Source organism: Sphaerochaeta pleomorpha str. Grapes (assembly GCF_000236685.1).
Lineage (GTDB): Bacteria > Spirochaetota > Spirochaetia > Sphaerochaetales > Sphaerochaetaceae > Sphaerochaeta > Sphaerochaeta pleomorpha.
The window spans coordinates 2,325,604-2,336,899 of record NC_016633.1; the positions used below are offsets into that span (position 1 = coordinate 2,325,604).

The 11,296-nt window shown below is 45.7% G+C and carries 11 protein-coding genes and 2 tRNA genes; 11 read left to right on the forward strand and 2 right to left on the reverse strand.

All coding sequences use genetic code 11. From position 1 onward, the window contains the following. Positions 1-31 precede the first annotated feature (31 nt). Positions 32-763: a DUF554 domain-containing protein gene (locus SPIGRAPES_RS10545; protein ID WP_014270735.1), complete on the forward strand. Its 732-nt coding sequence runs from the start codon at positions 32-34 to the stop codon at positions 761-763. Between the two features lie 5 nt (positions 764-768). Here the strand turns inward: SPIGRAPES_RS10545 and SPIGRAPES_RS10550 are convergent, their stop codons facing one another. Beyond that, a complete protein-coding gene (locus tag SPIGRAPES_RS10550; protein ID WP_014270736.1) occupies positions 769-1,140 on the reverse strand; it encodes a helix-turn-helix domain-containing protein in 372 nt (123 codons plus the stop codon). 230 nt (positions 1,141-1,370) lie between these two features. Then, positions 1,371-3,884, reverse strand: coding sequence for a glycogen/starch/alpha-glucan phosphorylase (locus tag SPIGRAPES_RS10555; protein WP_014270737.1), 2,514 nt, complete (start codon positions 3,882-3,884; stop codon positions 1,371-1,373). A gap of 189 nt (positions 3,885-4,073) precedes the next feature. Between SPIGRAPES_RS10555 and SPIGRAPES_RS10560 the strand changes: the two genes are divergently transcribed. The 10 genes from SPIGRAPES_RS10560 to rpoB all read left to right on the forward strand — a co-directional run bounded on the left by SPIGRAPES_RS10560 (position 4,074) and on the right by rpoB (position 11,282). Next, a tRNA-Thr gene (locus SPIGRAPES_RS10560) sits at positions 4,074-4,146 on the forward strand. Between the two features lie 62 nt (positions 4,147-4,208). After that, the gene (gene rpmG / locus SPIGRAPES_RS10565; RefSeq protein ID WP_014270738.1) at positions 4,209-4,388 is read left to right on the forward strand and encodes a 50S ribosomal protein L33; all 180 of its coding nucleotides are present in this window, start codon (positions 4,209-4,211) and stop codon (positions 4,386-4,388) included. 33 nt (positions 4,389-4,421) lie between these two features. Beyond that, positions 4,422-4,494, forward strand: a tRNA-Trp gene (locus SPIGRAPES_RS10570). Positions 4,495-4,530: 36 nt separating this feature from the next. Continuing rightward, on the forward strand, positions 4,531-4,710 hold the full coding sequence (secE, locus tag SPIGRAPES_RS10575; protein WP_014270739.1) for a preprotein translocase subunit SecE: 180 nt from the start codon (positions 4,531-4,533) through the stop codon (positions 4,708-4,710). A 9-nt stretch (positions 4,711-4,719) separates the two neighbouring features. Continuing rightward, the gene (gene nusG, locus SPIGRAPES_RS10580) at positions 4,720-5,280 is read left to right on the forward strand and encodes a transcription termination/antitermination protein NusG (protein WP_014270740.1); all 561 of its coding nucleotides are present in this window, start codon (positions 4,720-4,722) and stop codon (positions 5,278-5,280) included. A 181-nt stretch (positions 5,281-5,461) separates the two neighbouring features. Further along, the gene (rplK, locus tag SPIGRAPES_RS10585; RefSeq protein ID WP_014270741.1) at positions 5,462-5,893 is read left to right on the forward strand and encodes a 50S ribosomal protein L11; all 432 of its coding nucleotides are present in this window, start codon (positions 5,462-5,464) and stop codon (positions 5,891-5,893) included. A 1-nt stretch (position 5,894) separates the two neighbouring features. Next, a complete protein-coding gene (gene rplA / locus SPIGRAPES_RS10590) occupies positions 5,895-6,584 on the forward strand; it encodes a 50S ribosomal protein L1 (protein ID WP_014270742.1) in 690 nt (229 codons plus the stop codon). Positions 6,585-6,599: 15 nt separating this feature from the next. Further along, a complete protein-coding gene (rplJ, locus tag SPIGRAPES_RS10595; protein ID WP_014270743.1) occupies positions 6,600-7,133 on the forward strand; it encodes a 50S ribosomal protein L10 in 534 nt (177 codons plus the stop codon). A gap of 72 nt (positions 7,134-7,205) precedes the next feature. Then, positions 7,206-7,586, forward strand: a complete 381-nt coding sequence (rplL, locus tag SPIGRAPES_RS10600; protein ID WP_014270744.1) for a 50S ribosomal protein L7/L12 — start codon at positions 7,206-7,208, stop codon at positions 7,584-7,586. Between the two features lie 177 nt (positions 7,587-7,763). Further along, positions 7,764-11,282, forward strand: a complete 3,519-nt coding sequence (gene rpoB / locus SPIGRAPES_RS10605; RefSeq protein WP_014270745.1) for a DNA-directed RNA polymerase subunit beta — start codon at positions 7,764-7,766, stop codon at positions 11,280-11,282. Positions 11,283-11,296: the final 14 nt, after the last annotated feature.

Below are 11,296 nucleotides of genomic sequence, written 5' to 3' on the forward strand. Positions count from 1 at the left end.
TTGGGTTTTTGGTATTATACTCCTATCCATTATGTTTGCCACCTATTTCAATTGTCTGACAGTTATTATCGGGTCCCTGCTGGGATTGATGCTTAGAAACCGTATAAAACCGGCCTACCAAGAGGTTGTCTTTGCATCCTCTGGCTTGGTAACCCTGGTAATAGGCTTTTCGATGGCCTTGAAAACAGGGTCATACCTTATTCTGCTTTTTTCCATTGTCCTTGGAGGTTTTATTGGGTATGCACTTCGAATTGAGGAAGGGATTCTCTCTTTTGGTTCTTTTGCAGAGAAAAAGTGGGGAAAAGGCAAGCATACCGATACATCCTCGTCAAATTTTGCCTTGGGATTTCTCAATGCTTCGGTTTTGTTTTGCTCAGGGGCAATGGCTGTGGTGGGTTCTATTCAGGCCGGAACTGTCGGAGATTACCGGTTGCTGATGGTCAAATCGATCATGGATGGCTGCATGGCAATAATCCTCAGTGCCGCCTTCGGACCCGGTGTTATTGCAAGTGCTTTGGTTGTCCTTGTCTACCAAGGTTTTTTTACCCTGGCCGGAGGGGTTATTTCCCCCATTCTCAAAGAGAGTGGCATCAATGAGCTCTCTGCAGTTGGTGGGGTGTTGCTTCTTATGATCGGGTTTGGATTATTGGATATCAAGAAATTCAAGACTGGAAATTTTCTTCCAGCCATGGTCCTGGCTCCTCTTTTTTCCTTGGTTTCACCTGTTTTGAGCTCAACCCTCCATGGGCTTGGCCTCTGGTAGGAATTCTATCGCTGCGGGGTTGTCGAGGGGTGGTTCTTTAGATATTCAACGACAGTCCTGACAAATTCGAGCTGTTCTGTATCCAGGGTTTTTATGTTTTTCAAAACAAAGGCGAGCAAAGGTGAGGTTTCTTCTGCAACCTCATCCTCCTCCTCTTCATCGTCCTCGTCGCTGTAATCCCAGTCAAACCCGTTTTCGAGCTTGCTGAGGCTGACCCCTGTCAATTCCGATATTTTCATTGCAATAAGCATCGGAGGGCGTCTATCGTTATGAATCCAGCTGGATAGGGTGCTTCGGTTGACCCCAAGGCTTTTTGATAGTTCAACTACAGAGGGAGAATCTAATAAGGTGATAACACGATCCCAAAACTTTTGCATGCTAGAAATATATCAGTCTTTACCCTTTGTTTGGTAGAAAAATGTCAGTTTCCCTCGCTAATTTTTAAATTATTCTTAAATTTATATTTTACAATGGGTTGAAATCCCAACTGTTGACGAATAAACGTCAAAGTATACAAAAATATGATAAATGTATGTCAACGAGTTAAGAGATCGGTCATAAAAAAGGTCTCCCTGCCAAGGGAGGCCTTTACTCTGTACGTACTGTTCTATTTTCTTTTTGCTGCATCCGCCAGGGCATTCTCATTTTCCAGGTCTTTTTGGACGGGACAAGGTTTGACATGCCAGATATCATTTGCATATTCGCTGATGGTTCTGTCACTCGAGAACTTTCCGCTTGCAGCAATATTGAGGATTGCCTTGCGATTCCAATCGTCTTTTTCTCCCGCATAGAGGTCTCTTGCCCGCTTATGGGTGTCTGCATACATGCGGAGGTCTGCAAAATGGAAATATTTGTCGCCATTATCAAAGAGGCTCTTTCTGAGCGGGTCAAAGATTCCCGGTTCATTCACATTGAAATATCCGCTGAGGAACAAGTCTACTGCCTTCTTGATTTCTGGATCCTTCATTATCCAGGCGTAGGGATTGTACGTATTTTTGAGGCCGGATATTTCTTCCTCTGTATGGCCGAATATGAACAGGTTCTCCTTACCTGCTTCCTGGGCAATCTCGATATTTGCTCCATCCATCGTCCCGATGGTCAAAGCGCCGTTACACATGAATTTCATGTTCCCTGTTCCTGAGGCTTCTGTTCCTGCTGTGGAAATCTGTTCGGACAGATTGGTGGCTGGAATGATTTTCTCTGCCATGGTCACACGGTAGTTTGGCATAAACTGGACAGAAAGAAGCTTGTTGACTTGGGTGTCTGCATTGATAACCTTTGCAAGGTTGTTGATGAACTTGATAATCAGTTTCGCATTCACATAGCCTGGGGCTGCCTTCCCTCCGAAGAGGAAGGTCATCGGAGCCATGTTCTTGGTAGCCTCGCCCCCGTTTTTAATGTCTGTGTAAATAAGGATAATATTCAAGGCATTCAAAAATTGTCTTTTATATTCATGGATGCGCTTTACCTGGACATCAAACATAGTGTCCGGATTGATATAGAGCCCACTGTCTTTTTTGAGAAAAGAAGCTGCTTCTATTTTGCATTGCCTTTTTATTTTGGCAAAGTCTTCGAGAAAAGCAGAATCCTTTGCAAAGGGAGCCAAGCGGGAAATCTGGCTATAGTCGGTAATCCATCCGTCCCCGATAGCTTCACTGATTTTTGCAGCCAAGGCAGGGTTTGCATCCAATAGCCAACGTCTTTGGGTAATACCATTTGTTTTATTGTTGAACTGGTTGGGATAAATTATGTTGAATTGCGGGAACATCGATGTTTTAAGTAGTTCCGAATGCAGTTCAGCAACTCCGTTTGTACTGTGGCTCCCGACTATTGCAAGATTAGCCATCCGTATCTGTTTGGGGTTGGCCTCTTCTATGATACTGACCTTGCCAAGCATTTCCGGCTGGAGGGGAAAAAATGACACCGCGGACTGAAGGAATCTATGGTTAATCTCAAAGATTATCTGCATATGCCGGGGAAGTATTTTCTGCATCATAGGCAACGACCATTTTTCCAAGGCTTCCGGCATCAACGTATGGTTCGTATATCCCATCATCTGATGGGTAATGTCCCAGGCTTCGTCCCAGCCTATATTCTCCTGATCGAGAAGGATTCTCATCATTTCCGGTACTGCGAGGGAAGGGTGCGTGTCATTCAGCTGGATAGCCGCGAAATCAGGGAAATGCTGCCAGGAAAGATTCTGCCGTTTGAACCTGCGAACAATATCTGCAAGTGAACAAGCTACAAAGAAATACTGTTGTTTGAGCCTGAGTTCTTTACCCATATAGAGGGTATCGTTTGGATAGAGTACTTGGCTGAGTGTCTCTGCGTTTATTTTGGAACGCACGGATTCCGTGTAGTCACCATCATTGAATTCATGGAAATTGAATTCTTCCGGACTTTTTGCTGACCAGAGCCTGAGTGTGTTTACTGTTTTACATCCATACCCGATTATGGGGGTATCATAGGCTACACCGTTAACCAATTCAGAGCCGACCCATTTGAAATTGTCTCTCCCGTTTTCGTGTATGACCTGTACTTCGCCACCAAACTGTACAGGATATACAACATCAGGTCGGTGAATTTCCCAGGGGTTGCCATCCCTTAGCCAGTTGTCCGGTTGTTCGACTTGCCATCCATTATTTATTTTTTGTCGGAAGATTCCGTAATTATAACGGATACCATACCCGTAGGCTGGAATTTCGAGCGTTGCCATGGAATCGAGGAAACAGGCGGCAAGCCTTCCGAGTCCTCCGTTTCCAAGTCCTGCATCCGGTTCCACATCGGCAAGTTCTTCCAGTGTATAGCCAAGACCTGCAAGAGCTTCCCTTACTTGCTTTTCAAGGCCTAGGTTAATGATATTGTTACTTGTTGCCCTGCCCATGAGGAATTCCAGGGAAAGGTAGTATACCCTTTTGACATTGTTTGCACGCTGGGTTTTTCTGCTCTTGTCCCATTGGTGGATGATTCTATCCCGTATGGTAAGTGCCAGTGCAGTATATCTACCTTCTTGGGTAGTATGATAAACATCAGCATCTTCGCTATATTTTAAGTGTTCCGCGAAGTCCTGGGCAATGCTTTCAGCCGTATGTCCAAACCTGGTTCTTAATTCATTCTGCATGACTGGCTCCTCAAAGAAAGGTTATTTAAGCACTTAAAACTATATACGATAGGATGGGTATGGGCAATAAGTTGAAGTAATACTAAGAAAATACCCAACATATATTGACAAAAAAGTCAGGCTCTGGTAAGTTTGCTTCTGCATGTTACAGGGAACTGGCTGAGGCTTGTTTGATGTATTTTTGCAATTGCCCTTGTAGCTCAGTCGGTAGAGCACCACCATGGTAAGGTGGGGGTCAACGGTTCAAATCCGTTCGAGGGCTCTTTTTTTTTCTACGTCGCTTAGCGAATGAAGATACGGTGATTACTCATCGGGGAGCATGTAATGGGTGAAGCAAAAAAGAAAGGTCCAGTAGAGAAGATTGCTCTGCAGTGTACCGAATGTAAGCAGAAGAACTATACTACAGAGAAAAACCGCCGCAACACGCAAGGTAAGCTTGAACTGATGAAATTTTGTCCGTTCGAACGAAAACACACGTTGCATCGCGAAACAAAGATTAAATAAGTCCGCAAGGACTGTTTTTATCGAGAAGCAAATAGGCCAGTAGCTCCAATGGTAGAGCGCTGGTCTCCAAAACCGGATGTTGAGGGTTCGAGTCCTTCCTGGCCTGTCTGCTTCTTGATTTTTTTTCCAAAGGAGACTTTACATGAAGAAACTTGTCAAGTATATCAAGGAATCGCGTCTAGAACTGAAAAAGGTTGTCTGGCCTTCCCGTGAGTCTGTAATCTCTTCCACTAAGGTCGTATTGGTTTCTACCGCTCTTGTGGCCGTTTTTCTTTGGCTGGTTGACTTTATCCTTCTTAAAGGTATATTATTGATTTTCTAGGATGGTGTCATGGCAAAGGGCTGGTACGTAGTACACACATATTCCGGTTACGAACAGAAAATTGAACGCATCATTAATAAGATGCGCGAGACCGATACAGATTTCAGTATGGTTTGTACCGATGTTAAAGTTCCGTTCGAAACGGTAGTTGAGGTCAAGGATGGAGTCAAACGCGATGTAAAGCGGAAGATCCTCCCTGGCTATATTCTTGTCGAACTCGACCTGCCGGAAAACAGTTGGAAAACCTGGTGTTCGCAGATTAAGAGAATTCAGGGCGTTACAGGTTTTGTAACTCCCACGGACGGCATTATGCCACAAGCTCTTTCTTCTTATGAAGTAAAGGGTATTTTTCAGAAAACGGGCGATTTGCCTGCTGAAAAGGTTTTCAAACCAAAACAGACTTTCTCCGTCGGGGAACAAGTTCGTATTATTGAAGGCCCCTTCGATTCCTTTACCGGTGTTATTGAGGAAGTGAATCTCGAAAAGGCGCGCATGAGAGTGAGCGTTGGGATTTTCGGACGTTCCACTCCGGTTGAAGTTGATTTTCTTCAGGTAGAAAAAATTATCTAACGTTGTATGTGATGAAGCATGTTAGGTTGTAGTTTGTTTTTTTACATTTCGTCTCATTTTGTACGTGCATTACTCCCTCAGAAATGAGGTGGGAGCCTGATCGTATGACAGGCGTTATAACCAGCGCGAACCCGGAATATCAGCCATCTCAGGCAGGGTCCTCGCGTCTAAGGAGAGAAACATGGCAAAGAAAAAGGTAACTGCAGTAGTTAAGTTGCAGTGTCCTGCACAGAAGGCTACGCCGGCACCACCTATTGGTCCCGCACTTGGCCCTCATGGTGTTAGTGCCCCTAAGTTTGTCCAAGAGTTCAACGAGAAGACAAAAAGTTATGAACCAGGACTTATTTTACCAGTAATCATCACCGTTTATGCGGACAAGAGCTTCACATTTATTTTGAAGACTCCCCCTGCCTCAGTCTTGATCAAAAAGGCTTTGGGCATTAAGACCGCAAGCGGCACTCCCAACAAAACCAAGGCTGGCAAGATTACTCAGGCTCAGCTTACCGAAATAGCAACGATCAAATTGGAAGATCTCAATGCAAATGACATTGAAGCTGCCAAGAAAATCATTGCCGGCACAGCCCGCAGCATGGGCGTAGAGGTGGAGCAATAAGATGAAACACGGAAAGAATTATCGCGATTGTATTAAAAAGATTGACCGTGAGAAGTCCTACAGCTTCAATGAAGCGGCTGCCCTTGTTAAGGAAGTTGCCTTTGCAAAGTTTGACGAAACCGTCGAACTCTCTGTAAAGCTCTCCCTCAAGAAAAGCCAGAGTGTCCGTGACACTGTAGTTCTTCCCAACCAGTTCTCTGCCTTGAAGCGCGTACTCGTATTCGCCAAGGGTGAGAAAGCTCAGGAAGCCCGAGATAATGGTGCAGCCTTTGTTGGTGATGATGACCTCATCGAAAAAATCCGTGGTGGCTGGCTCGACTTTGATGTCGCCGTTGCTACCCCTGATATGATGAAGGACGTAGGTCGATTGGGTCCGATTCTTGGACGTAAAGGTTTGATGCCGAACCCCAAGACCCAGACAGTTACTTTTGACCTGAAGGGAGCACTCGCCGAATTGACAAAGGGTCGTGTAGAGTTCCGCTCTGACAAGACTAACGTCGTTCACCTTCCCATAGGTAAAGTTTCCATGGATGCAGCCAAGGTTTCAGAGAATGCCGTGGCAGTAGTCAAGGAAATCATCCGCAAAAAGCCTGCTGATGCAAAAGCTGACTTTATCGTAAGCGTAGCACTTTCCTCAACCATGGGTCCTGGTATCATGGTTTCAGTGAAAGATATGCTGGCTTCGGTATAATAGGAGAAGTACACCATGGATTATAAGACTCATATTACACCCGCCAAGGAAGAAGCAGTAAAGGCTCTTAAGGATGAATTCACCCAGTACTCAGGGTATATCTTCACCGATTACCGTGGAATGACTGTTGAGCAGATTACGACTTTGCGCAGAAACCTCCTTAAAAAGGACGCTGCTTACCGTGTAGTCAAGAATCGTTTTGCTAAAATTGCCCTTAGGCAGCTTGATAGCGAAGCCGATGACCAGCTTGTAGGACCTACTGCAATTGCTTTGGTCAAAGGTGATGCAGCCAATTTGGTCGCCAAGGATTTGTTCCAGGCTTCCAAGGATGGTTCCCCGATTCAGATCAAGGGTGCATTGATTGATGGAAAGTTTTTGAATCCTACCGAAGTAGAGGCTTTCAGTAAGCTTCCTACCAAGTTGGAATTGATTGCTTCCTTGATGGGAACCATGAAGGCTCCCGTGCAGAAGCTTGCAGCAACCATGCTTGCATTTATTGAAAAGAACGGTGGTGCAGTTGAAGCTGCCGCCCCCGCAGAAGAAAATTAAACACAGTCCTAGTCTTCACTCGTAACCTGCTATGACTGTGCTGATAATATCTTTATATAAGGAGAAGATAATATGGCTACTAAAGAAGAAATTTTGGAATCTATCGCTCAAATGTCCGTCATGGAAGTCGCTGATTTGATCAAAATGATGGAGGCGAAGTTTGGTGTTACAGCTGCTGCTGCCGCTGTTGCCGCTGGTCCTGTTGAGGCTGCTGCCGTTGTTGAAGAGCCCACCGAATTCAACGTCATCCTCAAGGCTTGTGATCCTACCAAAAAGATTGCAGCTATTAAGGAAGTTCGCGCTATCACCGGTCTTGGCTTGAAAGAAGCCAAAGAGTTGGTTGAAGCCGGCGACAAAGTGATCAAGGAAAGTGTAAGTAAGGCTGACGCTGCTTCCCTCAAGGAAAAGCTCGAGGCTGCAAGTTGCACCGTTGAGATTAAGCCTGTTGACTAGGCTATTGAAAGGGGATTGGCCCTTCAAGGGTCTTTCCCCTGCACTTGTTTTTTGCAAGCGGGTGTAAGCCCGACTGACTGAGCCACCGGATAGACGCCGGTGGCCTGTTGTGTCTTTCGTTTCCTCCTGTCGATGGAGGATTCTGTCTGTTTCTCAAATGACTCTGGAGGGTACACGATGGTTGCCAAAGGCAAATCCATAACACGCACGTACATCGGTTCTGATTTCCAAGAAGTCTGTGAACTGCCCAACCTCATCGGGATCCAGCTTGATTCCTATGAGAGATTCCTACAACTTGAACGTTTCAAGAAGAATCTTGAACCCGATGCTTCGTTTGGCTTGGAGGAAGTGTTCCAGTCAACGTTTCCAATTGATAGTCCTAATGGTGAGATGCGTCTTGCATACAAAGGCTATACGATTGACTTTAACAATATCAAGTTTTCGGAAACCGAATGTAAAAAGAAGGGCCGCTCCTACAGTGTGCCAATCAAGGTTACCATTAGTCTCGAATTCTCTAATGGAGAAATGAGGGAAAAGGAAATCTTCTTTGGGGATATTCCCCTGATGACCGACCGTGGAACCTTTATCATCAATGGCGCAGAACGCGTTGTTGTCAGCCAGATTCACCGTTCGCCCGGTGTTATTTTCTCAAACGAAAAGGGTGTGTATTCTTCCAGGATCATTCCTTATCGTGGTTCTTGGCTGGAATTTGAAATTGATGATAAAAAACATCTTATTTTCACAAAAATCGATAGAAAGAAACGAATCCTTGGAACTTTGTTCCTTCGTGCTATCGGTCTTGATTCCCGTGAAAAGATCGTAGAACATTTCTATAAGAGTGAAACGATTGAACTCGCTGATGACAGCGATTTGAAGTCGAGTCTCGAAAACAGATATATCTACAAGGACGTCTATGCTGTTGTTGAGGGGGAGAATAAAAAAGTACTCCGCTCCGGTGACAAGCTTCATGCCCATGAAATCGATGAGCTTCTTGGTTTGAAAATCACTTCTCTGGAACTTATCAATATGAAGGGTGAATCTTCCCTGCATAGCGATATTATCCTGAACTGTTTTGAAATCGAGGATGCAAAATATACCCGTGAGGGTTTTGATGAACCGACTAAAGAAGATGTGCTCAGTCCCATCTTCAGCGTCCTCATGCCCGGTGAGATGATTGCAATTGAACGCGCAGAGAGAGATCTGCCTGATATGTTCTTCTCAAGCCGTCGCTATGACCTCGGTTCTGTTGGTCGTTATAAATTCAATAAGAAGTTTGGTTCAGGGACCGAAGAGGAAGAAGAGAATGCTTCAACCGATTTGACCGTCCTGACCCCAAGCGACATAGTCAATACTATGGGTTTCCTTATCAAGGTATTCATCCGTGAGGAGAATGTCGATGATATCGACCATTTGGGTAACCGACGTGTTCGTTCTGTCGGGGAACTGTTGCAGAATGCACTTAAGAGTGCCTTTGCCAGAATGGAACGTATTGCCAAGGAAAGGATGAATCTCGAGACTGGTAGCGTAAAACCCCAGGATTTGATTTCCATCAAACCGATTGTAGCCGCTGTGAAGGAATTTTTTGGCAGTAGCCAACTTTCCCAGTTCATGGACCAGGTCAATCCTTTGGCTGAACTCACCCATAAAAGACGTTTGAATGCTTTGGGACCTGGTGGTCTTTCCCGAGACCGTGCCGGCTTTGAAGTGCGTGACGTTCACTATACCCACTATGGACGTATTTGCCCTATCGAGACCCCTGAAGGACCGAACATCGGTTTGATCGTGTCTTTGGCAAACTACACCCGGGTAAACCAGCATGGATTTCTTGAGACTCCTTACCGTAAAGTAATAAACGGCGTAGTTTCAAAACAGTACAGGTTCCTTGATGCCAACGATGAAGAGAAATATTTTATCGCACAGGCTTCGGCCAGGCTGGATGCCGATGGTAATTTCCGTGAGAAAGAGGTTCCTGTAAGGAGAAGTGGTGACTATTCCACAAAACCCCCTACGGATATCCGCTACATGGACGTTTCCCCAAAACAGGTTATCAGTGTCGCGGCTTCCTTGATTCCATTTCTCGAACACGATGACGCCAACCGTGCCCTCATGGGTTCAAACATGCAGCGCCAGGCAGTACCTTTGGTATTCCCTGAAACCCCGCGTGTAGGTACCGGTATGGAAGAAAAGACAGCGTATGATAGCGGTGTTTTGATTAAGGCAAAACGCGCAGGTACTATCGAGTATGTATCTTCCGACAGGGTAATTATCAAGCCTGATCACAGTGAGATCGAAGGTGAGGTTGATTTCTACGATGTGCAGAAGTTCCAGCGGACCAACCAGGATACCTGTTTCAACCAGAAGCCTCTGGTTAGTTATGGCCAGCATGTTGAAGAAGGCCAGGTTTTGGTTGATGGACCTGCAACGCAGGATGCCGAACTTGCTCTCGGACGAAATATCTTGGTAGGATTCGTTCCTTGGAACGGATACAACTACGAAGATGCTGTCCTTATCAGTGAAAGGGTTGTAAGGGACGATATCTTTACCTCCATCCATATCAAGGAATTCTCTACGGATATCCGTGAGACTAAACTTGGACCGGAGAAATTGACCAGGGATATTCCCAATACCAGTGAAAAGATGCTTGAGCAGCTTGATGAAGATGGTATTGTGAGAATCGGGACAATGGTCCGCCCAGGCTCAATTCTTGTCGGAAAGGTAACCCCGAAGAGCGAAAGTGATACGACCCCTGAATTCAAGTTGTTGAACTCAATCTTCGGTGAAAAGGCCAAGGAAGTTCGTGATACCTCCCTGAAGGTTCCCCATGGAACGGAAGGTACGGTTATCGATATCCAGAGGCTTAAAAGAAGTAACAATGACGAGTTGCCACCCGGAGTCGAGGAAACTGTCAAGGTTCTTATTGCCACCAAACGTAAGTTGCGTCAAGGTGACAAGATGGCCGGTCGCCATGGTAACAAGGGTGTTGTAAGCCGGATTCTTCCAGAGGAAGATATGCCTTACATGGAAGATGGTACCCCGCTTGATGTCTGTTTGAATCCGTTGGGCGTTCCTTCACGAATGAACATCGGTCAGTTGATGGAAACCCAGCTTGGTTGGGCAGCTGTCAAACTTGACCAATGGTATTCAACTCCGGTATTCCAGAGTGCGACTATGGCTCAGATTGAAGCAAAGATGGTTGAAGCAGGGCTTCCCGAGAACTCCAAGACGACGTTATATAACGGTCATACCGGTGTTCCTTTTGTAAATCCTGTATTCTGTGGGTATATTTATTACCTCAAGCTACACCACCTTGTCGACGATAAGATGCATGCTCGTTCTACCGGTCCTTATTCCCTGGTTACCCAGCAGCCTCTTGGCGGTAAGGCCCAGTTTGGCGGACAGAGACTCGGAGAAATGGAAGTATGGGCCCTCGAGGCATATGGTGCTGCCAATACCTTGCAGGAATTGCTTACTATCAAGAGCGATGACATGAATGGCCGTGTTAAGATTTATGAAAGTATCGTCAAGGGAGAACCCGCAACCACTGCTGGAATGCCAGAGGCATTCAACGTATTGGTCCAGGAAATCCGTGGCCTTGCTTTGGATATGGCTGTGTACGATTCCAAGGGCAAGCAGGTTCCTTTGACGGAACGAGATGAAGAGTTGATCGCCAAGCAGTCGAAAGGCTCCCTCAACTAACCAGGAGAAGTACG